Here is a 21856-nt window from a genome sequence, read left to right on the forward strand (position 1 = left end):
TTGCGCGGCGAGCCAGGGCGACTACACTGGCTCTTGCTTGAATGAATACCCGGCCTGCCTGGCCTTTTCTGCGCAGCAGAACGCAAAGCGGCGACTTGGCACCCCACCCCTTCAGGGTCATGCCGAGCCGCCGCTTTGTCGTTGTGGGAGCGGGGTTGGTGTCACCCCAGGATGTGTGGTTACCTGTCAGGCCAAGGTTTCGAGAGCATGGGCAACATCCTGCAATACAGCAGTATCGCCGCGCTCGGTCCAGTACAAGGCAATCATCCGCGCATCGGCCTCTACCTTGTACACACTCGCCGGCAAACGCGACAAGGCGCCCATGAAGCGTGGGTCTTCACAGGGTTCACGCCACTGATTCCACCACACCCCGGGGCTGACCTGCCAGAAACTGAAGCTGTCCTCATGCCCACGGCGCCGGGCCCGGTGATACTGCGGGCAGGGGCTTGGCGGCTCCTTTTCCAGCCAGTGCGGCCACTGCTGCGGCGCCAATTGCATGGCCAGACCCATGCGCCGTGCCTCCAGGCGCAACTTCATCTGCTCGCTCTGCTTGCGCGAACTGCGCAGCCAGGAAAGCGGGCTGAGAATCAGCGCAAGGATTGACACCACCAGCAATACCGTCATATCAGTAGTTCCCATAAAGCGTTGCAAATGAGCTGGTTAGCCATTTTCACGGTAGACCCGCCCTAAAGCGACCATACTTCTTCTATCGCGATTGTCAGGAGTACCGCTCATGAAATACGAACATTTGTTGGTCGCCGTCGACCTGACCGAAGAGTGCGACCCGGTGATCAAGCGCGCCATGGCGCTGGCAGAACCTTCGAAAGCCAAGGTATCCCTGGTGCACATCGTCGAACCGATGGCCATGGCTTTCGGTGGTGACGTACCGATGGACCTGTCGCAGTTGCAACAGCAGCAATTCGACCAGGCCAAGGAGCGCATGGACCGCCTGTTCAACAAATACCCGGAAATCAACCGCGGCGACTCGCACCTGACCTACGGCCAACCGCGCCAGGAAATCCACCAGCTGGCCAAGGACCAGAACTGCGACCTGATTGTGGTCGGCAGCCATGGCCGTCACGGCCTGGCATTGCTGCTGGGCTCCACGGCCAACGATGTACTGCACGGTGCGCCGTGTGACGTGCTGGCGGTGCGCTTGCTGAAGAAGGATTGATTTGACCTGAACCGGCCTCTTCGCGGGCAAACCCGCGCCTGCAAGGGTGTGGCGATCCCTGTAGGAGCGGGTTTACCCGCGAAGAGGCCGAAACAGGCTAACGCCAATCAGCCTTCCAACTCAGCCCAGCGCTCTACCAGTGCATCCAGTTCGCCCTGCAGCTTCTCGATCTGTGCCAACACCGCCGAAGTTTCTGCAATCGGCCGCTGATAGAAACCCGCCGCATTCACTTCTTCCTGAGCCTCGGCCATACGCTGTTCCAGCTCGTCGATCTGCCCCGGCAGCATCTCCAGCTCACGCTGCAGCTTGTAGCTGAGCTTCTTCTTCGAAGGCTCTTCCACCACCGCCGCAACAACAGGTTCAGGCTTGGCCTCGACCTTCTCCACCACCGCGCTGTTGAGCGCGGATTTGCCGCCCTTGCTCTCGGTCACACCCAGCAGCTTCGGCGAGCCGCCCTGGCGAATCCAGTCCTCGTAGCCGCCCACATACTCACGCACCTTGCCCTCGCCTTCGAACACCAGCGTGCTGGTGACGACGTTGTCGAGGAAGGCCCGGTCGTGGCTGACCATCAGCACGGTACCTTTGTAGTTGGACAGCACCTCCTCCAGCAGCTCGAGGGTTTCCACGTCCAGGTCGTTGGTCGGTTCGTCGAGCACCAGCAGGTTGGCCGGCTTGCTGAACAGCTTGGCCAGCAGCAGCCGCGCACGCTCACCACCCGACAGCGCCTTGACCGGCGTGCGCGCACGCTGGGGGCTGAACAGGAAGTCGCCCAGGTAGCTCAGCACGTGGCGGTTCTGGCCATCGATCTCGATGAAATCACGGCCCTCGGCCAGGTTGTCGATCACGGTCTTTTCCAGGTCGAGCTGGTGGCGCATCTGGTCGAAATAAGCCACCTCGAGCTTGGTACCGCGCTCCACTTTGCCCGCAGTGGGCTCAAGGTCGCCCAGCATCATCTTGAGCAAAGTGGTCTTGCCGGTGCCGTTTGCGCCCAGCAGACCGATGCGGTCCTGCCGTTGCAAGACCATGGAAAAGTCCTTGACCAGCAGAGGCCCGTCCGGGTGATGGAAGCTGACATTTTCCAGCACCATTACCTGCTTGCCGGATTTGTCCGCTGCTTCGATCTGGATGTTGGCCTTGCCCTGTCGTTCGCGGCGCTCGCCACGCTCCACACGCAAGGCCTTCAGTGCACGCACACGGCCTTCGTTGCGGGTACGCCGGGCCTTGATACCCTGGCGAATCCACACTTCTTCCTGGGCCAGGCGCTTGTCGAACAGCGCGTTGGCGGTTTCCTCGGCGGCCAGTGCGGCCTCCTTGTGCACCAGGAAGCTGGCGTAGTCGCCGTTCCAGTCGATCAGGCCGCCGCGGTCCAGCTCGAGAATGCGGGTGGCCAGGTTCTGCAGGAACGAACGGTCGTGGGTGATGAACAATACCGCGCCGTTGAAGCCACGCAGGGCCTCTTCGAGCCAGGCGATGGCACCGATGTCCAGGTGGTTGGTCGGTTCGTCGAGCAGCAGCAGGTCGGGCTCGGACACCAGCGCCTGGGCCAGCAGCACGCGGCGGCGCCAGCCACCGGACAGCTCGGCCAGGGTCTTGTCGGCCGGCAACTGCAGGCGACTGAGCGTGCTTTCCACCACCTGCTGCAGGCGCCAGCCGTCGCGGGCCTCCAGCTCGTGCTGGACGTGCATGAGCTTTTCCAGGTCTTCATCGCCCTGGATGTTCATGCTCAGGTGGTGGAACTGCGCCAGCAACTCGCCCACGCCGTCCAGGCCAGCGGCTACCACGTCGAACACTGTGCGCTCGTCGGCCACCGGCAGCTCCTGCGGCAGCTCACCGATCTTCAGGCCCGGGGCACGCCAGATTTCGCCGTCGTCGCCCTTCTGCTCGCCCTTGACCAGGCGCAGCATGCTCGACTTGCCGGTGCCGTTGCGGCCGATGATGCACACCCGCTCGCCACGAGCGATCTGCCAGGACACTTTGTCCAGCAGCGGCATGGCGCCGAATGCGAGGGACACATCGCTGAATTTGAGCAGGGTCATGTTCGTCTCCATAAATCGGGCGCGCATTCTACCTGACTTGGCCCCCGACGGCATCCGCCAGGCCAACCGGTGAGCGCCTGGCGACATCTGGTCGAACTTAATATCCCGATACACGCACAGCGCTTTCACCCACTGCCGGCAAACGGCTAAGCTAAGGCAATAGCTTTCAACAGTGCTGGCTCCGCCGACACTTCCCATGGTTCAACTGCCCGGACGTATCATGCGCAGCCGCCTGCTACATATCGCATCCTGCCTGCTGCTTACCGCTGCCACCTGCGCGGCACAGGCCACCGACCTGACCCTGCAACGCCAGTACTATGACGAGGCCAAGCGCGCGCTGGCAAAAGGCGACAAAGGCCCCTACCTGCGCTATGCCCAGGCCTTGAGCGACTATCCGCTGACGCCCTACCTGGCCTACGACGAACTCACAGCCCGCCTGAAAACCGCCAGCAACCAGGAAATCGAAGGTTTCCTTGCCAAGCACGGCGACCTGCCCCAGGCCAACTGGATGAAGCTGCGCTGGTTGCGCTGGCTGGCCGAACGCGGCGAGTGGGATACCTTCGTCAAGTACTACGACCCCAAGCTCAATTTCACCGAACTGGACTGCCTCAACGGCCAATACCAGCTCAGCCACGGTTTGCGCGCCGAAGGTTACGCCACCGCCGACAAGCTGTGGAACGTCGGCAAATCGCAACCTGCCGCCTGTGACACGCTGTTCGGCATGTGGGCAGCCGAAGGCCAGCTGACCGAGGCCAAGCGCTGGGCACGCACCAAGCTGGCAGCCCAGGCGCGCAACTACGGCCTGGCCAACACACTGGCCAAGACGCTGACCACCCTCCGCTCACAGGGGCGCCTGCTGGTCGACGTCGCGCAGAAGCCTGAGCTGCTCAACCAGCCGTCGCGCTTTACCCCGATCAACGAGGCCATGTCCGACGTGGTCAGCCTCGGCCTTCGTCGCCTGGCCCGGCAGAACCCGGAGCGGGCGATGGCACTGCTCGACGATTACGCCCAGCGCATGCACTTCTCGCGTGACGAAAAGGTGGCCATCGCCCGCGAAATCGGCCTGACCCTCGCACGCCGCTACGACCCACGCGCCCTCGACCTGATGACCCGCTACGACCCCGAGCTGCGTGACAACACCGTCAGCGAATGGCGCCTTCGGCTGCTGCTGCGCCTGGGCCGCTGGGAGGACGCCTACGAGTTGACCAAGCGCCTTCCCCAGGACCTGGCCAGCACCAGCCGCTGGAAGTACTGGCAGGCTCGCAGCCTGGAACTGGCACAGCCAAACAACCCGCAGATCCCGCTGCTTTACAAGACCGCAGCGCGTGAGCGTGACTTCTATGGCTTCCTCGCCGCCGACCGGGCACAGACACCGTACCAGATGAACAACAAGCCGCTGCTGCTGAGCCCGCAACTGGTCAAGAAGGTGCGCAACACGCCCGGTATCCAGCGCGCACTGGAATTCCACGCCCGCGGCCAGATCGTTGATGGCCGCCGTGAGTGGTACCACGTCAGCCGCCACTTCACCCGTGACGAAATGGTCGCACAGGCACGCCTGGCCTATGAGCTGCGCTGGTACTTCCCGGCCATCCGCACCATCAGCCAGGCCCGTTACTGGGACGACCTGGACATCCGCTTCCCCATGGCCCACCGCGACACGCTGGTGCGCGAAGCCAAAGTTCGCGGCCTGCATTCGAGCTGGGTATTCGCCATCACTCGCCAGGAAAGCGCCTTCATGGAGGACGCACGCTCACCCGTGGGCGCCAGCGGCCTGATGCAGCTGATGCCGGCCACGGCCAAGGAAACCGCACGCAAGTTCAGTATCCCGCTGGCCTCTCCGGCGCAAGTACTGAATCCGGACAAGAACATCCAGCTGGGTGCAGCCTACCTGAGCCAGGTACACAGCCAGTTCAACGGCAACCGGGTGCTGGCTTCGGCAGCCTACAACGCCGGGCCCGGGCGTGTGCGCCAGTGGCTCAAAGGCGCCAAGCACCTGAGCTTCGATGTGTGGGTAGAGTCGATCCCGTTCGACGAAACACGCCAGTACGTGCAGAACGTGCTGTCGTATTCGGTGATCTACGGGCAAAAGCTGAATTCACCGCAGCCATTGGTGGATTGGCATGAACGGTATTTCGATGACATGTGATTGCTGTTGAGCCTGTACCGGCCTCTTCGCGGGTGAACCCGCTCCTACAAGGGTTACGCGGTCGTTGTAGGAGCGGGTTCACCCGCGAAGAGGCCGGTACAGGCAACACACCTATTCCAGGATTTCTACTTCCATCCCCACCTCCAGCCACCCACTGCCATCCACCGCCAGGTTCTGGCCGAACAGCACGTCGCCTTCTTTTTCGCGGAAAGTCTTCAGCGTAGCCATTGGCTCACGGTCAGCGCTGCGCTCCCCGGTGGCTGGATCGATGGTGGTGAAGATGCACCGCACACTGGGCTTTAGGACGCGAAACGCCAAGCTGCCGATGCGAATCCGCTTCCAGCCATCCTCGGCAAACGGCTCCGCGCCCTGCACCACCAGGTTGGGCCGAAAGCGCAGCATCGACATGGGCCGACCAATACGCCGGTTAAGCTCATCCAGCGAGCCCTGCCCGATCAGCAGCAAGGGGAAGCCATCCGGAAACGCCGCACGGTCACTGTTGAATCCGTAACCATTGGGCAGGTAACGCGCACGCTGCTCGGGGCAATGCACCAGGCGTACGGCCTTGCCCAGCAACTCGCTCAACCAGGCTGCCGCGGCATCGCCAGCGTCCGGCACGCGCAAGGTATCGCGCCAGATCGTCACGCCGCGCAGGGCGTCATCGGCAGGCGGTACAGGCACCCGCAACGGCGGCTGCCCAGGGGCTTGCAGCAGCAACTGGCCGCTGTCGTCAGCGTGTGCGCAGATCTGGCCAAGTTGTGGCCAGGCACGCTGGGTCAGGAAGCGTCCGTTTTCTTCCTCGACCACCATCCAGCGCCGGTCGCCTTGCAGCCCCAGCAAACCCACCGGTGATGCCTTCAGGCTTTGCGCCTGCCCCGACTTCACCGGGTATCGATACAACTCACTGAGAAACATCCTTGCTGCCTCGCGTCATGCCAAAAGCCAAGCTTATACCTGGCCGGCACAACGTTCACGCAGCGGTGGTATCCAGCAACAGGCGCTGCTTGACCACATCGACAAGGCGATCAGGCTGGAACTTGGAAAGGAAGTTGTCACAGCCCACCTTCTTCACCATGGATTCGTTGAAACTGCCCGACAGCGAAGTGTGCAGCACCACATAGAGCTGGCGCAGGCGGGCATCGCTGCGGATCTCGGTGGTCAGCCGATAGCCGTCCATTTCCGGCATTTCTGCATCGGTGAACACCATCAGCAGCTTCTCGCACACGTCCTCGCCGGCATCCGCCCAGCCCTTGAGCATGCGCAGCGCCTTCAGGCCATCACTGGCCACATGCAGCTTCATGCCCAGCTGGGACAGGGTGTCGCGCAATTGCGCCAAGGCCACACTGGAGTCGTCCACCAGCAGCACCTCCCGGCCGCGGGCCCGGGCCAGCACTGGGTCGGCGAGCTTGTCGCCAGAAACCCGGGCGTTGTAGGGCACGATTTCGGCCAGCACTTTCTCCACGTCGATCACTTCCACCAGCTTTTCATCGACCTTGGTGATGGCAGTCAGGTAATGCTGGCGACCGGCACTGGAAGGCGGCGGCATGATCGACTCCCAGTTCAAGTTGACGATGCGGTCTACACCGCCCACCAGGAAGGCCTGCACCGAGCGGTTGTATTCGGTGACGATGATGGTGCTGTCCGGCCCCGGCTGTAGCGGGCGCATACCGATCGCCTGGGACAGGTCGATCACCGGCAGGGTCTGCCCGCGCAGGTTGACCACACCGCAGACATAGGCGTGGCGCTGGGGCATCAGGGTCAGCTTGGGCAGTTGCAGTACTTCCTGCACCTTGAACACGTTGATCGCGAACAGCTGGCGACCGGCCAGGCGAAACATCAGAATTTCCAGGCGGTTCTCACCCACCAGTTGCGTGCGTTGGTCTACCGTGTCGAGAATGCCAGCCATTGGAAAGCCCCCAGGCTTGAGTCGTAAAAGGTGAAATCATCTACCCTGTATCGGCGGCTTCACGCACACCTTGACCCTTGCGGGAAAATGCCGCGCGGATAATTGATATCACTTTACCATCATGCTTTACTGCCGACACGCCAGGGCAAATCAGGGGCACGACAAAAGTTCCCTACCCTAGCCCTTGATCAGGGAAACCCTTAGCGGCAATCGGGTGCAACCTGATGTTCGCGATATCCTTTAGCCATTAATGTGACGCCATTCTCATTGCATGAATGGAGTCAGGCTTTTGCTAGCTATCGTTTCGGCGTGCCCGCCCCCCGCGCCTACCCCACGCGCGGGGATTTGATGATGGACACTGCCTTATCGTTCGATGACGCCCTGCAGGGCTTCCTGCTGGATGCCCAGGTACTGCTGACCCAGGCTCAGGAATGCCTGCAGCATCTGGAGCTGATAGACAATGACCCGGATGCCTGCAGTTGCCTGAGCAGCGCCCTCGACACTATCGCCCGTCAAGCTACGCGCTTGGGCCTGCGTGAAGTTGCCCACTACACCACCGCCCTGCAACAGCTGCTTGCCCCAGCCTGCCACGGTGGTTGCCTGCAGCGGGAAGCCCTACCCGCGATAGGGGCGTGCCTGACCTTGCTGGCCTGGCAGTTGGAGCTGGTCGATAGCCGTACAGGGCGGCTGAACCTGGACATCGGCGAGCAACTGGTGCTGCTGGGTGAATTGGCCAAGGTCGTACAACCCCCCTTTGCGCCAGCCTGCGCGTCCTGCGACGAAGCAGGCAGCGCGTGCATTCACCCGCACAGTGACGTGGCAACCGGCACCCGCCCCAGCCGCTCTAATCGCACGCATTAACCTGACTCAAAGTGCAACTAAGCAACTTTATTGAAACCCGACCATGGTCGAACTTGGAAAGTTCTTCAGGTTTTCGGTGCATGCCGCCGAATCATTGCCGCACAAGTTACAGCACAAGTGGGTACTGCGCGATTAAAGGGTGGCACTTTGCTACTCGAAAGGGCCCGAGCAGCAGGCGTTTCAACGGACTACCTGGCCGCGACCGATGCAATGCAAAGTGGTAATATGCGCCCCCACAAACGCTTGCTATCGGAACAAAGGTGGCAAGAATACGTATTCAAAAAAACAACGAAAGTACTGCGCCAAAGCCTCTGAGCAGCATTGTGCAAGGCCTCCATCAGCAATACTTCAGTGGCCTCCCTACCTATGTTCCCACGCTTGAAGACCTTTTTGCGTTGCTGCTCCCGCGCCGCCGTGCTGCGTTGGGCAACGGTCGGACTTTGCGTGGCCTCACTGGTTGCCAACATGGCGCTGTACCTGGCCAATCAGACAATCCCGGCCACCCTGCTGGTGCTGCAGTTGGTCGCCACGCTGGGTGCTGCTGTGCAACTGGGCCTGGGCGCCAGGTCGATCCACCTGCGCCCGGCTGAGCTGGCCGAGCGCATGCTCAAAGTGCAAGAAGACGAGCGTCAGCATCTGGGCCGGGAACTGCACGACGACATCGGTCAACTGCTCACCGCTGCCAAGCTGCAACTGCAGTGGCTGCAGCGGCGCATGCCCGACGAATTGCAGGGGCACTGCGATGCCCTGCGCAGCACACTGGATGACACCCTCGGTAATGTGCGCAATGTCTCCGCACTGCTCAACCCCCGGCAGTTGGCCAGCCTTGGTCTGGAAGACAGCCTGCGCGCGCACCTGGTACGCACCCTGGCCAGCAGCGGCGTGCACTGGAGCCTGGCGTGCAACCAGCGCCTGGGCGGCATCGACGAAGCCGTGGCCATGGCAGTGTTCCGTATTACCCAGGAGGCAGTGACCAACATGCTGCGCCACGCCCAGGCACATAACCTGGTCATCCGTCTGCAACGCACCCCTGAGGGGCTGGCGTTGTCGATCCACGACGATGGTCGTGGTTTCATCCCTGCCCGGCACCCGGCAGAGGCCGGTCAGCGCGGCCTGGCCGGCATGCAGGAGCGGGTAATCGCGCTGCGGGGCAGCCTCGACATCACCAGTCAGCCTGGCCGAGGCACGCAGATCGAAGCGATGTTCCCGTGGTCCCCGCGCACCCAGCAACGCGCCAGGAGTACTACCAACCATGACCTGTAGACTACTGCTGGTAGATGACCACTCACTGATCCGCGCCGGGGTGCGCGCGCTGGTCGGCGACATCCCCGGCTATGAGGTGGTCGGCGAAGCCGACGACGGCAATCAGCTACTCGACCAGGTGCGCACACTGACGCCCGACATCATCTTGCTGGACATCTCCATGCGTTCGACCAGCGGCCTGGACGCCCTCACCCAGCTGCGGGCCAGCGGTAGTAGCTGCAAAGTGCTGATCCTGTCAATGCACACTGACCCGGACCTGATCATGCGGGCCCTGGAGAGCGGCGCCCACGGCTACTTGCTCAAGGACACCAGCACCACCGAGCTGGAACAGGCGCTGGGGGCTGTATGCCGAGGTGAGCGCTACCTCAGCCCGGCCATCGCCCACACCGTTATCAACCAGGCGCTGAGGCACACCAAACAAGGCAAGCAAAGCGCTGGCGAACGGCATAATCTGACTTCACGCCAGCTTGAAATCCTGCGCCTGATCGTGCGCGGCAAGTCCACGCGGGAAATCGCTGCGGGCCTGGGCCTGTCGATCAAGACCGTGGAAACTCACCGGTCACAAATCATGAAGCGCCTGCAGATTCACGACGTGGCCGGCCTGGTGCTGTTTGCGGTACGCGAAAAAATCATCAGCCTGGATGACTGAGCAACGGCGACCCGGCCGGCAGGTGCAGGAACAACGCCGCCGACCTCGCCTGAAAGCGCAGATTGGCAGCCTGCAACGGCTCGCCATCGAGGTTGATGTCCAACCCTTGCGAACTCTTGATCTCGACCCATGGCAGCCTGGCACGAACAAACAGGCCGTCGCCACCCAACAGGTCACGCAGAGCCCCTACCATCTCCTGCGGTGCCGGCAGAATGGCGACGTCAAGCAAGCCGTCGTTGATCCTGGCTTCGGGGCACAGCACCTGCCCGCCACCGGCCTGGCGGCCATTGCCGATACCCAGCGCCAGCAAATCCCCTTGCCAATGAAAGCCCGGCCCCTGTAGCTCCACCGAAGCCGCCTGAAGCTCACTGAAGCGGGACAGCCCGGTGAACAGGTAGGCGGCAGCACCCAGCACTTTCTTGAGGTCCTCGGAGGTATTGGCGGTGACCTGGCTGCCAAAGCCACCCGTGGCCATGTTGAGGAACAGCTGATCGCCAGCCTGCCCCAGGTCTATGGGTTGTGGCGCGACATTCAGCAAGGCCAGCGCCGACGCCGGCTCCAGGGGGATGCCAGCGGCCTTGGCAAAATCGTTGGCAGTACCCAGTGGCAACAAGGTCAGACTGGCTTTGGTAGCGGCCAATCCCATGGCCTCGGCCACATCACGCAATGTGCCGTCCCCGCCACCGGCGACGATATGGCTGTAACCCGCCGCCAGTGCCTCGGCGACCAGCCGTTGGGCATCGCCCGCCTCCCAGGTCACCCGTACATCCAGGACCCAGCCGCTATCGCGCAGGTCGCTCACGGCGCTGCGGACGTCTTCGTTCATCGCCTGCTTGCCGTGCAGCACCAGCATTGCCTTGCGCCCTTGCATGTGCGCATCTCCGTAAAATGGACCAACCCAGATCTCGACCACTCGCATGACCGGATCGTTGCATGCCTTGCAAAAAACATTGGGCAGACGGCGCTTCTGCAACTGATCGCGTTGCCGGTCATTCTTCCACATGTGGCAATCCGGGCTATGCTCAGCAGATACCCCTATTGCCATGGACGCGCCCGGCAGTGGCTCCCCCACTGTTGCCAACGGGCGCGTTTTGCTATCTGCAGCCTTTCGCGAGGACTTCGGGTCATGCGCATTCTCTGGACACTGCCCTACCTGCCTTGGCCGACCACCAGCGGCCACAAAACCCGGCAATACCATCTGCTGCGCGCACTGGCGCAGCGCGGCCACCGAATCACCCTGCTGGTGCAGTCGAAAATCCCTCTCAGCGATGCAGCACGTGAGGCCCTGGAGCCACTCCTCGAACGCCTGATCGTGCTACCCCGCCGGCCGCTGCACAGTCCACTCAACCTGCTGGCTTCACCCATCATCGACTACCCCATGCGGGCAATCATCAATGGCCTGGCACCTCGCCTGCGGCACCGGTTCGAGCAATTGCTGGACGAGCCTTGGGACGTGATCCAGATCGAGCACAGTTACAGCTTCCAGCCGTTCGAAAAAGCCTTGCAGGCTCGCGGGCTGCCTTACATGCTTAGCGAGCACAATTTGGAGTCGGTAATGGGCGGTGCCTGCCACGACCGCCTGCCGCTATGGTTGCGCCCGCTCAACGCCTTCGACCGCTGGCGCTACCGGCGCTGGGAGCACCGAGTGCTACGCCAGCCCACCGAACTGGTGGCGGTCTGCGCCCACGATGCCGAACTGATCGCGCAGATCAGCGGGCGCCCGGTGAATGTGGTGGTCAACGGCGTGGATTGTGATTTCTACCAGCAAGTGCAACCTGCGGTGCACAGCCAGCGCCTGTTGTTCGTCGGCAATTTCGAATATGGCGCCAATCTGGAGGCCATCGAATGGGCACTGGACGACATCATGCCGAAGGTGTGGATGAGCAACCCGGCGGTGCGTCTGGCTATTGCCGGGCATGCCATGCCGGCCAACTGGAAACTTCACTGGAACGACCCACGCATTGAATGGTTCGGCTACCGCCCCGACCTGCGTGAACTGCAACGATGTTCAGCGTTATTCTTCGCCCCCCTGCGCTATGCAGGTGGCTCGAAGGTGAAAATCCTCGAAGCGATGGCCGCCGGCTTACCCGTGATCACCACCGACAAGGGCGTTTCAGGCCTGACCGTGAACAACGGCGAGCACTACCTGGGCAGTGACGACGGTGACCTGCTGGCACTGCTGATCACCCAACTGCTCAATCAGCCCTGGCGCATGAGCCAGTTGAGTGCTGCCGGGCGTCAGTTTGCCCGCCAGCGCCACGACTGGAGCGTGGCCGCCCAGCAACTGGAGAATGTGCACATACGCCTGACCCAGGCGGCACCGGCCGAGGCCGCGCCGCTGGACAGTGCCTGGCTGGGCCGCTCAGCCAAGTAGCTCGCTGAAGGGAATGAATGGCACGCTGTCGCCCTGCTTCGGCGTGCTGCCTTCACGCACTTCCACCAACCCCTCGGCCCAGGCTGCGCTGCGCAGCACACCCGAGCTCTGGTTCTTGTAGATGCGCACTCGGCCCTGTTCTATGCGCGCGCGCAGGTATTCGCGGCGCGTACCCGGCTTGGGCCAGTCAAACCCAGCGGGCATGTCGAACCGCAGCGGCGTGACGTCAACTACACCCTGACGACGCAGCAGGTAGGGCCTGGTCAACAGACCAAAGGTGACCAAGGTCGAGGCCGGGTTGCCCGGCAGGCCGATCACCGGCACACCCTGAAAGTGGCCGAAGGTCAGCGGCTTGCCCGGTTTGATCGCCAGCTTCCACAACGCCAGTTCGCCGGCCTCGCGCAGGGCAGCACCGAGGTAGTCGGCTTCCCCCACCGAGACGCCTCCGGTGGACAGAATCAGGTCTACGTCACCCAGTGACGCCAGGCAGGTGCGAGTACGCCCCAGGTCATCCGGCAGGATGCCGGCATCGACCACTTCGCAACCCAGCCGCTGCAACCAGCTGACCAGCAGCCTTCGGTTGCTGTTGTAGATCTGCCCGGGCCCCAGCGGCAGGCCAGGCTCGACCAGTTCGTCGCCGGTCGACAGCACCGCCACTTTCACCTTGCGCACCACGTCCAGGCGGCCATGCCCCAAGGTCGCCGCCAGGCCCAGTTCGATCGGCCCGAGGCGGGTGCCGGCGCTCATCACCTGCTCGCCTTTGCGGGTTTCCTGGCCTTGAGACCGTATGTTCTGCTCGGTGCGCAACGTTTCGAGAAAGCGCACCCGGCCATCTTCGAGTACTTCGGTGTTTTCCTGCATCTCGACGCAGTCGGCCCCCTCCGGCACAGGCGCACCGGTGAAGATCCGTGCGCAGGTACCCGGCTGCAGCGGCTGGGGCGCATGGCCGGCGAAAATACGCTGGCTGACCGGCAGCGGCTGGCCCTGCCAGTCAGCCAGGCGCAAGGCATAACCGTCCATGGCGCTGTTCGGCCAAGGCGGCAGGTCGAGCGAGGCCACCAGGTCGGTGGCCAGCACGCGGCCTTCGGCTTCGGCCAGCGGCAGGTTTTCGATCTCGCCAATCGGTGCAGCTTCGGCAAGCGCCAGCAGTTGCTCCAGCGCCTGTTCCACCGGCATCAGCGGCCGGGCCTGGCTGACCTCAGCCACGGCTGTCACAGGCCGCTGCCTGCTTCAGGTGCGGCACGAAGTTGCACGGACGATGACGGGCATCAAGCTGCTCGGCCAGGATGCCATCCCAACCGGTGCGCACAGCGTTGGTCGAGCCCGGCAGGCAGCACACCAGAGTGCCGTTGGCCAGCCCGGCCAGGGCACGCGACTGCACGGTGGAGGTGCCAATGTCGGCCACTGAAATCTGCCGGAACAGCTCGCCAAAACCGTCCACTTGCTTGTCCAGCAGGCAGGCCACCGCCTCGGGGGTGCTGTCGCGGCCAGTAAACCCGGTACCGCCCGTAATCAGCACCACTTGCACGCTGTCATCGGCGATCCATGTGGCTACCTGGGCTCGGATCTTGTACAGGTCATCCTTGAGCAGCACACGCTCGGCAAGGCGATGACCGGCGGCGCTCAGGCGGTCGACGAACATCTGGCCAGAGGTGTCAGTGTCGAGGGTACGGGTGTCGCTGACCGTGAGCACGGCGATGTTCAGCGCCACGAAGGGGGTATCTGCCTTGGCTTTCATGGGTGTCCGTCACAACAGGATGAGATGGACGCAGTTATATCACAGCGCACCTTTTCCGGCGTTGCCCCCATCGGCCTTGCCCTGGATCAAGGGGACGAATTAGTCGCTATGCTGCACTTGGAGTGAACTTGCACTAACGTCCTGCGTCATAAATGTCATCTAGCACCATCGCACTTGGAGAAACACGATGATCAAACGGACCCTACCCGCCTTCCTGCTCGCCTTGGGCTTGGGCGCCCTCGCCGGCTGCTCGACTCCAACCGTCATTACCCTGAACGATGGCCGGGAGATCCAGGCAACCGACAAACCGTCCTACGACGAAGACTCTGGCTTCTATGAATTCGAGCAACTCGACGGCAAGCGCACGCGCTTGAACAAGGACCAGATCCGCACCGTCAAAGAGCTCTGACCAAGGCCCCGTTCAGGCCATGGCCCTTTAAACAACAAGGGCTTGCGGGCAAAAACGGGATGCAGTAGGATTTTGGTCATCGGAGTGTAGCGCAGCCAGGTAGCGCGTCTCGTTCGGGACGAGAAGGCCGCAGGTTCGAATCCTGTCTCTCCGACCAGATCCTTATCAAAAAGCCCGCCATGTGCGGGCTTTTTGTTGTGTGCGAAAAATGCCTCCGTGCGCGGGTTCAGCCGCTGTGGGCACCTGCAACCACTGCAGACCGAGTCAAGCGCTCAGGCGGGAGGTGACTTCGCCCAACTGCCCTGACAAACCATGCAGGCGCTGCCCCGCCTGCTCCGTATGCTGCACCGCTTCCTGATTGGCTGTGGCAATGCGGGTAATTTCGATCAGGTTGCGCGAGATATCTTCGGCTACGCTGGTCTGCTCCTCTGCCGCCGTGGCGATCTGCCGGTTCATGTCGCGGATCGCCTCCACCGCCAGGGTAATGCGTTGCAGCATCTGCCCGGCCTGCTCGACCTGCTCAGCCCCTTCCTGGCTACGTTGCTGGCCGCTTTCGATGGCCTTGACCGCCTCCACAGCCCCCGACTGTACCGCTTCGATGATCTGGTGAATCTCTGCAATCGACGCTGCCGTGCGCTGGGCCAGGCTACGCACTTCATCAGCGACTACCGCAAAACCACGCCCGGCTTCGCCAGCACGGGCTGCTTCGATGGCTGCGTTAAGCGCCAGCAGGTTGGTCTGTTCAGCAATGCCACGGATCACTTCCAGCACTTTGCCTATACGTGTGCTGTCATGCTCCAGATCGCGAATTACCGACGCCGTGCCGGCAATTTCGCGGTTGACCAACCCGATGATGTCGATGGTCTGCTGCATCACCTGCTCGCCCGCCTGGGCGCTGTGGTCGGCGTCATCGGCCGCACGGGCAGCCTCGGCGGCGTGGCGAGCGACCTCTTGGGCAGTGGCGGACATTTCGTGCATGGCCGTGGCCACCTGGTCGGTACGCTGGAACTGGTCATGAGTACCGCGGGCCATGTCACCGGCAATATTGCGCAACTGCCCGCTGGCACCTTCCAGCTCCTGAGCGTTGTCCTGCAGCCGGCCGACGGTGTCGGCAAGGAAGTCACGCAGGGTGTTGGCTGCCCGCGCCAGGCGCCCCAACTCATCCTCCCGACGGCTGTCGACCCGGGCAGCAAAGCAGCCCTGGCTGAGCTGCGCGACGTACTCGATCAACTGACGGATCGGCTCGATCAGGCTACGGTTGACCAGCCACAGGCTGAGCAGCCCCACCAGCACCGCAGAAGCCAGCATCACCAGCAGGCCCAACCATACCGTGCGCTCGGCACTGGCATTGATGCTGGCTGCGCGCTGACGGGCATCGGCGCGCAGCTGCTCGACCAGTTCGCTCATCTGCTCACTGGCGGCACGATCCACGCCTTTGACCGCCCGGTCTCCCGCTACCGGATCGCCGCCTGCCGCAAGGAAGGCCTGGCGGCCTTGCGCATAGGCCTGGCCCAACTGGCGGTGGCTGTCGCGCAATTGCTGCAGCGACGCCTTGAGCGTGGCATCGCTATTGTCGATCAATTGCCCGAGCAGTTGTTGTACTTGCTGTTCGCGGGCCTGGAACTGCTGCCAGTACTTGTCCATCTCCGCTGGCTGGCGCCCGCGCAGTAGCACGTTTTTCCATTCCTGCACCTGTATCTTGAACTGCAGGTTGGCTTCGTCAATCGATTGCGAGGCCCGCAGCGGCCCGTCGACCAGCTCGGCGTAGCCACGCACGCTGGACGACAGGAACTGGAAACACACCAGGGCGATCAGCAGCATCGCCAGCACACTGCCGCCGAGCAGCGAAAGAATTTGCACTCTGAGGGATTTACGCAACATCGAGGGTCTCGGAACCAGAGGGAGTAGGCTGAGGCCGCTGTACAGCCTCATTACTGGCAGGCCAAAAAAAAGCTGCCATCACGCAATGGCAGCCAGGTCGAGCACTTACGCAACAGTTGAGGCAAATACTCTCAGGCAATTACTACAGAAATGTTACAAGGCCGCGACACGCTAACCGGTGGTGAACTGCAGCGCTGCCAGCCGTGCATACAGCGGGCTGTCCTCGATCAACTGACGGTGGGTGCCCACCGCCACCAGCCGACCCTGGTCGATGACCGCGATGCGCTCGGCGTGCTGCACTGTGGCCAGGCGATGGGCGATCACCAGCGTGGTACGGCCGGCCATCAACCTGGGCAGCGCTTGCTGGATCAAGTATTCGCTTTGTGCATCGAGGGCACTGGTGGCTTCGTCCAGCAACAGGATCGGCGCATCGACCAGCAAGGCCCGGGCGATCGCCAAGCGCTGACGCTGCCCGCCGGAAAGGCCTATGCCGCCCTCCCCCAGTTGTGTCTGGTAGCCCTGGGGCAATTGCCGGATGAATTCGTCGGCATGGGCGCCGCGGGCTGCTGCTTCGACTTCAGCCAAGGTCGCCTCGGGCCGGCCATACCGAATGTTGGCCTCCACCGTGCCACGGAACAACGAGGGGTTCTGCGCCACCAGGGCGAACTGCCGGCGCAGCTGGTCGGGATCAAGCTCGGTAACCGGCTGGCCATCAAGCAGGATGCGGCCTTGCTGAGGGTCGTAAAAGCGCAGCAACAAATCGAACAGGGTCGACTTGCCTGCCCCGGAAGGGCCTACCAGGGCGACGGTCTGCCCAGGCTCGATGGTCAGGCTCAGGCCGTCAACAGCCGCCACTGTGGGCCGTGAAGGATAAGCAAACACCACCTGCTGCAACTCGATACGCCCACTGGCCCGCTGCTGTGGCAGCACCTGCGCCGCGGCGGGCGGCAGGATGGCACTTCGCGCGGCCAACAATTCGGCAATGCGCTCGGCGGCACCCGCGGCCCGCTGCAGTTCGCCGATCACCTCACTGAGGGTACCGAAGGCGCTGCCGACGATCAGGCTGTAGAACACGAATGCAGCCAGCTCGCCTGCGGATATGCGCCCGGCGATCACATCCATGCCGCCGACCCACAGCATCACCCCCACCGCCCCCAACACCAGCACGATCACCAGGGTAATCAGCCAGGCACGCTGGGCAATCCGCTTGCGGGCAACAGTAAACGCTGCTTCGACCGTATCGGCGAACAGTTCGCGGTCGTGCGCCTGGTGGTTGTAGGCCTGCACGGTCTTGATCTGCCCCAGCGTCTCAGCCACGTAGCTGCCCACATCGGCGACCCTGTCCTGGCTCTGCCGCGACAGGCTGCGCACCCGACGGCCGAACAACAGGATCGGTGCCAACACCAGCGGCAACGTTACCACCACGATGCTGGTGAGCTTGGGGTTGGTAATGAACAGCAATGCCACACCGCCAATGACCATCAGCGCGTTGCGCAGGAACATCGACAGCGATGAACCGATCACGGATTGCAGCAAGGTGGTGTCCGCTGTCAGCCGCGACTGGATCTCGGAGCTGCGGTTGTCTTCGAAAAAACCTGGGTGCAGGCCGATCAGGTGGTCGAAGACGGCACGACGGATATCGGCCACACAGCGCTCGCCAATCCACGACACCAGGTAAAAACGGCTGAAGGTACCCACCGCCAGCGCCAGCACCAGCAGCAGGAACAGCCCGATGGTCTGATTGAGCTGGTGCGCGGAGCGGGTCATGAAACCTTGATCCACCAGCAGGCGGATGCCTTGGCCCATCGACAGGGTGATGCCAGCTGTGACTACCAGCGCCAGCAATGCCAGCAGCACCTGCCGGCGATAAGGGCGAACGAACTGCCAAGCCAGGCGCAAGGCGCGGCGTTGGCGCGGGGAAACCGATTCGGGCATGGCGACGACCACAAAGGGTGGGGAAGCGGCAGCCTACCACTCATCCCGGTCGGGAGACTGCATGAAGGTTGCTATAACGCATCGATCTAAACAGCTTATGGAGCTTTCACAGGCTTTCTGCTGGACTGTTGCTGCCGTGACCCAGAAGCTGTCACAGGCCAGTCACGGCGCAGGGCTACCCTGAGCTTGAACCTGAAGAGGAGACAGTGCATGAGCTTGCAGCATGGCAGTGATAACCAGAAGCCCCAGACCTCTCCGCAACCGCAAGTATGCGGTTCGATCATCGACGCCAAGGGGCGCGAAGTGCCGATCACCGAGCAGATGATCCAGCAGGCCTGCAAGGCCCTGGAAGAAAGCCGTGTCGAGCGCGTACGCAAAGGTTGATCGGCGAATTCTTTGCAACCCGGCGCTTGCGCCGGGTTTTTATCTGCCCAGCCAGTGGGCTTGACCACCCCCACAGATAACCGTACATACCTGCAAGGTCACGACAAGGTTTGCTTAGACCAACACCCCACCCAGGGCACTGACCAACTGCGCCAACTGCGGCGCCTCCCCGTGCAAGCGCACGGCCAGCCCCTCGATCTCGCGCCTTGGCGGGTATTGCTTGCGCAACTGGTCGAACGCCGCTCGCTGTTGCTGCGGATCATCGCTCAGGCTACGGCGGAAATCGGCATCATCGCGGCGCGGGTCATACACGGCGCGACACAGGGTGGCCAAGGCCCAGGACAGGTCGGTGCTGGCATCCAGATCGATCTGCGCCAACGGTGGCCTTGGCAGCAGCTCGCCCAGTCGCACCTGCTCGTCCACACCCAGGAAGCGGCACAGCGCCTGGTAGATCTGCGCCGTACCACGCTGGCGACCATCGAGGCTATAGCCGGCAATGTGCGGCGTAGCCAGTGTGCACAGGTCGGCCAACTGCAGGTCGACCTGCGGCTCCCCTTCCCACACATCCAGCACTGCGTGCACGTCTTCTCGGTCCAGCAGCAGCTCGCGCAGGGCCACATTATCCACCACCGGGCCACGGCTGGCGTTTACCAGCCAGGCACCTGGGCGCAACTGTGCCAGCTGCGCCTGCCCCAGCAGGTGCCAGGTCGGGTACTCGCCGCCGCGTTGCAATGGGGTATGCAAGCTGATCACATCGCACTGCTGCAGGATGGTTTCGAGGCTGACGTAGTCGCCGCCCTCGGCGGCCTGACGCAACGGGTCGCACACCAGCACCTTCCAGCCCAGGCCGTGCAGCACCCGCACCAGACGGCCACCCACTTCACCCGCGCCCACAACGCCATACACGCGCTCAGGCAATGCCACGCCATCCAGCTCGGCCAGGGTCAGCAGGCTGCCCAGCACGTAATCGACCACGCCGCGGGCGTTACAGCCAGGCGCGCTGCTCCAGCGGATACCGGCCTCTGCAAAGTAGTCCAGGTCCAGATGATCAGTACCAATGGTGCAAGTGCCGACAAAGCGTACACGGCTGCCTTCGAGCAACTGACGGTCGACCTTGGTCACCGAGCGTACCAGCAGGATATCGGCGTCCTTGACGCTGGCAGCATCGAGGCTTCGGCCGGGGTAGCGGCGAATTTCACCGAACCCCTGGAAGAAGGCATCGAGCAGCGGGATGTTCTCGTCGGCAACTATCAGCATGGTGCTCTCCTGTCTGGGGAGAGCAGTGTAGGCGCAACGCCGGGCCTGTTCCAGAGCGATTCAGTCGGCTTTCTTGCGGATCCAGTACAGGAAAGTGCCGGCGTCCTCTTGCTGCTGCAGCAGCTCGTGGCCGAGGAAGTTGCAGAACTTGGGGATGTCGCGGCGGGTCGACGGGTCAGTGGCGATGACCTTGAGCAGGCCGCCGGCGGCCAGGTTGCGTACGTGCTGGTGCAGCATCATCACCGGTTCCGGGCAGTTCAGGCCGGTGGCATCGAGGATGGCGTCGGGGGTGAAATCGGTCATGGGGGGCTCCGAAAATGATCGCTATTGTCGCGCATAGCGCGGTGCGGTCCAAGGGGGCTTAGACGCATGCCTTCAGCATTGTGTGAATATTGAGATCGAGCGCCGCCCGCGCGGCGCATCGCGAGCTTCGCTCGCTCCTACGTTTGTTTCTGGCCAGTAACGCCTGTTACAGGCGCGCGCGACCGTTTTGTTTGTACGACGCAATATCGCGCCAAGCGCCAAAGCGTTCGCGCGCAAATGGCACAGAAATAATTGGCCCGAAACAAACGTAGGAGCGAGCGAAGCTCGCGATGCGCCGCGCGGGCGGCGCTCGATCTCAATGCAAACAGCAAATGCAAACCATCCACCTGAAACGCTCAGCGCGGTTTCAAATCGAGCCGCCTCAGGTGGCAAGTCACTTCCTCGCGGTCGTGGTACAGCTGCTTGCAGGCGATCGACACCTTGATCTTGCGTGCCTTGAATGTCGCCTCCATACGATCGAGCAAGCGCCGTACTTCGGCATAACGCTGCTTCATCGGCAACTTCAGGTTGACCACTGCCTCGCGGCACAGCCCTTCACCCAGCCAGGTTTCGATCAGCGAGGTGGTACGCGCCGGCTTCTCGACGATATCGCACACCATCCAGTCTACCGGCTGCTTCGGCTGCCAGGTAAACCCATCGGCCATCAAGTGCTGGACCAGGCCGGTGTCCATCAGGCTTTCGGCCATCGGCCCGTTGTCGATGGCTGTCACCAGCATGCCGCGGCGCACCAGCTGGTAGGTCCAGCCACCCGGCGAGGCTCCCAGGTCGACGCCGGTCATGTCATCACCCAGGCGCTGCTCCCACTGCTCACGCGGAATGAACTGGTGCCAGGCTTCTTCCAGCTTGAGTGTCGAACGGCTGGGCGCCTCGCGAGGGAACTTCAGGCGCGGGATGCCCATGGGCCACAAGGCGCTGTTGCTGGCCGATGCAACGCCGACAAATACCCGCCGGCCGCTGATGAAGGTCAGTAGCAAACGTGGGCGGCCAGGGTCATCGACCAGGCGGCCGGCCTTCTCCAGGGCCTTGCGCAACGGCACTTCGAACTTTCGGCAAAAGGTGGACAATTCCTTGCCTTCGTTGCTGTCCAGCACCTCCAGCCAAAGGCTGCCGAACACCGGGAAGTCGGCCAACTGTGCCAGCAGCACACTGATGCGGTCACTTTCCGGCAGTTCGACGTAACCGCCACGTGCCCACTGCCGCGGGAAAATCAGCTGGTTGAAACGCAGTTCCCCCATCAAGCGCTCGGCACCGCCCTCCTCGCTACAGACAAACTCGGCACTGGCACTTTGCGGCTTGCCTTTGGCATAGCCGGCAACACCCAGGCGGGCGGCATGTTCGCTGATCTCGGCGCAAACCTCGCCCTCGAAACCGGGCCGGCAATGCATGAACAGGGTATTCATCTCTCACTCCACTACGGCTGGCGCACCACAGGCGCCGGCAGGGCGGCGATGATAAAGGAAGTTCGGAACCTGCGACACGCCCCGCCGGTCCAGAAAAGGGTCAGGTAGCCTAAACCGGT

20 protein-coding genes, 1 tRNA gene and 1 pseudogene are annotated in these 21856 nt (G+C 62.7%); 9 read left to right on the forward strand and 13 right to left on the reverse strand.

From position 1 onward, the window contains the following. Positions 1 to 186 precede the first annotated feature (186 nt). Entirely contained in the window at positions 187 to 624 is a 438-nt protein-coding gene (locus AC3B5Q_RS17740; RefSeq protein ID WP_021785430.1) for a hypothetical protein, read from the reverse strand. A gap of 109 nt (positions 625 to 733) precedes the next feature. Between AC3B5Q_RS17740 and AC3B5Q_RS17745 the strand changes: the two genes are divergently transcribed. Continuing rightward, the gene (locus AC3B5Q_RS17745) at positions 734 to 1174 is read left to right on the forward strand and encodes a universal stress protein (protein WP_021785431.1); all 441 of its coding nucleotides are present in this window, start codon (positions 734 to 736) and stop codon (positions 1172 to 1174) included. A 107-nt stretch (positions 1175 to 1281) separates the two neighbouring features. On the opposite strand, the gene AC3B5Q_RS17750 is transcribed toward AC3B5Q_RS17745, so the two are convergent. Next, positions 1282 to 3210 carry an ATP-binding cassette domain-containing protein gene (locus tag AC3B5Q_RS17750; RefSeq protein ID WP_021785432.1) on the reverse strand — a complete coding sequence of 643 codons (1929 nt, stop codon included), beginning with the start codon at positions 3208 to 3210 and terminating at the stop codon, positions 1282 to 1284. Positions 3211 to 3430: 220 nt separating this feature from the next. Between AC3B5Q_RS17750 and AC3B5Q_RS17755 the strand changes: the two genes are divergently transcribed. Then, complete coding sequence (locus AC3B5Q_RS17755) at positions 3431 to 5356, forward strand: transglycosylase SLT domain-containing protein (RefSeq protein WP_135192527.1); 1926 nt, start codon at positions 3431 to 3433, stop codon at positions 5354 to 5356. A gap of 111 nt (positions 5357 to 5467) precedes the next feature. Here the strand turns inward: AC3B5Q_RS17755 and AC3B5Q_RS17760 are convergent, their stop codons facing one another. Then, positions 5468 to 6271, reverse strand: coding sequence for an MOSC domain-containing protein (locus AC3B5Q_RS17760; protein ID WP_021785434.1), 804 nt, complete (start codon positions 6269 to 6271; stop codon positions 5468 to 5470). Positions 6272 to 6326: 55 nt separating this feature from the next. Next, on the reverse strand, positions 6327 to 7262 hold the full coding sequence (locus tag AC3B5Q_RS17765) for a chemotaxis protein CheV (RefSeq protein WP_021785435.1): 936 nt from the start codon (positions 7260 to 7262) through the stop codon (positions 6327 to 6329). A gap of 351 nt (positions 7263 to 7613) precedes the next feature. On the opposite strand from AC3B5Q_RS17765, the gene AC3B5Q_RS17770 reads away from it, so the two are divergent. The 3 genes from AC3B5Q_RS17770 to AC3B5Q_RS17780 all read left to right on the forward strand — a co-directional run bounded on the left by AC3B5Q_RS17770 (position 7614) and on the right by AC3B5Q_RS17780 (position 10035). Continuing rightward, positions 7614 to 8123 carry a hypothetical protein gene (locus tag AC3B5Q_RS17770; RefSeq protein ID WP_021785436.1) on the forward strand — a complete coding sequence of 170 codons (510 nt, stop codon included), beginning with the start codon at positions 7614 to 7616 and terminating at the stop codon, positions 8121 to 8123. 366 nt (positions 8124 to 8489) lie between these two features. Next, positions 8490 to 9386: a sensor histidine kinase gene (locus tag AC3B5Q_RS17775; RefSeq protein ID WP_021785437.1), complete on the forward strand. Its 897-nt coding sequence runs from the start codon at positions 8490 to 8492 to the stop codon at positions 9384 to 9386. Further along, a complete protein-coding gene (locus tag AC3B5Q_RS17780) occupies positions 9376 to 10035 on the forward strand; it encodes a response regulator (protein WP_021785438.1) in 660 nt (219 codons plus the stop codon). The genes AC3B5Q_RS17775 and AC3B5Q_RS17780 overlap by 11 nt, the downstream gene beginning before the upstream one ends. Here the strand turns inward: AC3B5Q_RS17780 and yegS are convergent. Then, positions 10019 to 10906 carry a lipid kinase YegS gene (gene yegS, locus AC3B5Q_RS17785; RefSeq protein WP_274148094.1) on the reverse strand — a complete coding sequence of 296 codons (888 nt, stop codon included), beginning with the start codon at positions 10904 to 10906 and terminating at the stop codon, positions 10019 to 10021. The genes AC3B5Q_RS17780 and yegS overlap by 17 nt on opposite strands. Positions 10907 to 11161: 255 nt before the next feature. Here yegS and AC3B5Q_RS17790 point away from each other — a divergent pair, with 255 nt between their 5' ends. Further along, on the forward strand, positions 11162 to 12409 hold the full coding sequence (locus tag AC3B5Q_RS17790; protein WP_135192529.1) for a glycosyltransferase family 4 protein: 1248 nt from the start codon (positions 11162 to 11164) through the stop codon (positions 12407 to 12409). Here AC3B5Q_RS17790 and AC3B5Q_RS17795 read toward each other — a convergent pair. Both AC3B5Q_RS17795 and moaB read right to left on the reverse strand, forming a co-directional pair. Next, positions 12398 to 13624 carry a molybdopterin molybdotransferase MoeA gene (locus tag AC3B5Q_RS17795; protein WP_488392694.1) on the reverse strand — a complete coding sequence of 409 codons (1227 nt, stop codon included), beginning with the start codon at positions 13622 to 13624 and terminating at the stop codon, positions 12398 to 12400. The two genes, AC3B5Q_RS17790 and AC3B5Q_RS17795, sit on opposite strands and share 12 nt — an antisense overlap. Beyond that, on the reverse strand, positions 13608 to 14147 hold the full coding sequence (gene moaB / locus AC3B5Q_RS17800) for a molybdenum cofactor biosynthesis protein B (protein WP_021785442.1): 540 nt from the start codon (positions 14145 to 14147) through the stop codon (positions 13608 to 13610). The genes AC3B5Q_RS17795 and moaB overlap by 17 nt, the downstream gene beginning before the upstream one ends. A gap of 187 nt (positions 14148 to 14334) precedes the next feature. Here moaB and AC3B5Q_RS17805 point away from each other — a divergent pair, with 187 nt between their 5' ends. Next, complete coding sequence (locus AC3B5Q_RS17805; RefSeq protein ID WP_003248738.1) at positions 14335 to 14556, forward strand: YgdI/YgdR family lipoprotein; 222 nt, start codon at positions 14335 to 14337, stop codon at positions 14554 to 14556. An 80-nt stretch (positions 14557 to 14636) separates the two neighbouring features. Beyond that, positions 14637 to 14713 (forward strand) — tRNA-Pro (locus AC3B5Q_RS17810). A 107-nt stretch (positions 14714 to 14820) separates the two neighbouring features. On the opposite strand, the gene AC3B5Q_RS17815 is transcribed toward AC3B5Q_RS17810, so the two are convergent. From AC3B5Q_RS17815 to AC3B5Q_RS17825, 3 genes and pseudogenes are all read right to left on the reverse strand, one after another. Beyond that, on the reverse strand, positions 14821 to 15588 hold the full coding sequence (locus tag AC3B5Q_RS17815; RefSeq protein ID WP_373939451.1) for a methyl-accepting chemotaxis protein: 768 nt from the start codon (positions 15586 to 15588) through the stop codon (positions 14821 to 14823). Positions 15589 to 15753: 165 nt separating this feature from the next. Further along, positions 15754 to 16488, reverse strand: a pseudogene (locus tag AC3B5Q_RS17820) (methyl-accepting chemotaxis protein); the annotation flags it as partial. A 120-nt stretch (positions 16489 to 16608) separates the two neighbouring features. After that, on the reverse strand, positions 16609 to 18372 hold the full coding sequence (locus AC3B5Q_RS17825; protein ID WP_392521182.1) for an ABC transporter transmembrane domain-containing protein: 1764 nt from the start codon (positions 18370 to 18372) through the stop codon (positions 16609 to 16611). Between the two features lie 210 nt (positions 18373 to 18582). Here AC3B5Q_RS17825 and AC3B5Q_RS17830 point away from each other — a divergent pair, with 210 nt between their 5' ends. Further along, the gene (locus AC3B5Q_RS17830; protein ID WP_003248731.1) at positions 18583 to 18756 is read left to right on the forward strand and encodes a PA1571 family protein; all 174 of its coding nucleotides are present in this window, start codon (positions 18583 to 18585) and stop codon (positions 18754 to 18756) included. A gap of 114 nt (positions 18757 to 18870) precedes the next feature. Here AC3B5Q_RS17830 and pdxB read toward each other — a convergent pair whose 3' ends face one another. From pdxB to rlmM, 3 genes are all read right to left on the reverse strand, one after another. Beyond that, positions 18871 to 20013 carry a 4-phosphoerythronate dehydrogenase PdxB gene (pdxB, locus tag AC3B5Q_RS17835; protein ID WP_021785446.1) on the reverse strand — a complete coding sequence of 381 codons (1143 nt, stop codon included), beginning with the start codon at positions 20011 to 20013 and terminating at the stop codon, positions 18871 to 18873. A gap of 60 nt (positions 20014 to 20073) precedes the next feature. Next, entirely contained in the window at positions 20074 to 20316 is a 243-nt protein-coding gene (tusA, locus tag AC3B5Q_RS17840) for a sulfurtransferase TusA (protein WP_003248727.1), read from the reverse strand. Positions 20317 to 20672: 356 nt separating this feature from the next. Further along, entirely contained in the window at positions 20673 to 21737 is a 1065-nt protein-coding gene (gene rlmM, locus AC3B5Q_RS17845; RefSeq protein ID WP_003248725.1) for a 23S rRNA (cytidine(2498)-2'-O)-methyltransferase RlmM, read from the reverse strand. Positions 21738 to 21856 lie beyond the last annotated feature (119 nt).

The sequence above is a fragment of the Pseudomonas sp. D5(2026) genome (assembly GCF_057766845.1).

Bases quoted from the DNA above. Each gene is read 5' to 3' on its own strand.
- AC3B5Q_RS17765 (WP_021785435.1), bottom strand. From the start codon at position 7,262: ATGGCTGGCATTCTCGACACGGTAGACCAACGCACGCAACTGGTGGGT.
- AC3B5Q_RS17775 (WP_021785437.1), top strand. From the start codon at position 8,490: ATGTTCCCACGCTTGAAGACCTTTTTGCGTTGCTGCTCCCGCGCCGCC.
- AC3B5Q_RS17830 (WP_003248731.1), top strand. From the start codon at position 18,583: ATGAGCTTGCAGCATGGCAGTGATAACCAGAAGCCCCAGACCTCTCCG.
- AC3B5Q_RS17815 (WP_373939451.1), bottom strand. From the start codon at position 15,588: ATGGCCCGCGGTACTCATGACCAGTTCCAGCGTACCGACCAGGTGGCC.
- AC3B5Q_RS17825 (WP_392521182.1), bottom strand. From the start codon at position 18,372: ATGCCCGAATCGGTTTCCCCGCGCCAACGCCGCGCCTTGCGCCTGGCT.
- AC3B5Q_RS17790 (WP_135192529.1), top strand. From the start codon at position 11,162: ATGCGCATTCTCTGGACACTGCCCTACCTGCCTTGGCCGACCACCAGC.
- AC3B5Q_RS17750 (WP_021785432.1), bottom strand. From the start codon at position 3,210: ATGACCCTGCTCAAATTCAGCGATGTGTCCCTCGCATTCGGCGCCATG.
- pdxB (WP_021785446.1), bottom strand. From the start codon at position 20,013: ATGCTGATAGTTGCCGACGAGAACATCCCGCTGCTCGATGCCTTCTTC.
- AC3B5Q_RS17805 (WP_003248738.1), top strand. From the start codon at position 14,335: ATGATCAAACGGACCCTACCCGCCTTCCTGCTCGCCTTGGGCTTGGGC.
- AC3B5Q_RS17740 (WP_021785430.1), bottom strand. From the start codon at position 624: ATGACGGTATTGCTGGTGGTGTCAATCCTTGCGCTGATTCTCAGCCCG.
- AC3B5Q_RS17780 (WP_021785438.1), top strand. From the start codon at position 9,376: ATGACCTGTAGACTACTGCTGGTAGATGACCACTCACTGATCCGCGCC.
- tusA (WP_003248727.1), bottom strand. From the start codon at position 20,316: ATGACCGATTTCACCCCCGACGCCATCCTCGATGCCACCGGCCTGAAC.
- rlmM (WP_003248725.1), bottom strand. From the start codon at position 21,737: ATGAATACCCTGTTCATGCATTGCCGGCCCGGTTTCGAGGGCGAGGTT.
- AC3B5Q_RS17745 (WP_021785431.1), top strand. From the start codon at position 734: ATGAAATACGAACATTTGTTGGTCGCCGTCGACCTGACCGAAGAGTGC.
- AC3B5Q_RS17770 (WP_021785436.1), top strand. From the start codon at position 7,614: ATGGACACTGCCTTATCGTTCGATGACGCCCTGCAGGGCTTCCTGCTG.
- moaB (WP_021785442.1), bottom strand. From the start codon at position 14,147: ATGAAAGCCAAGGCAGATACCCCCTTCGTGGCGCTGAACATCGCCGTG.
- AC3B5Q_RS17760 (WP_021785434.1), bottom strand. From the start codon at position 6,271: ATGTTTCTCAGTGAGTTGTATCGATACCCGGTGAAGTCGGGGCAGGCG.
- yegS (WP_274148094.1), bottom strand. From the start codon at position 10,906: ATGCAAGGGCGCAAGGCAATGCTGGTGCTGCACGGCAAGCAGGCGATG.
- AC3B5Q_RS17755 (WP_135192527.1), top strand. From the start codon at position 3,431: ATGCGCAGCCGCCTGCTACATATCGCATCCTGCCTGCTGCTTACCGCT.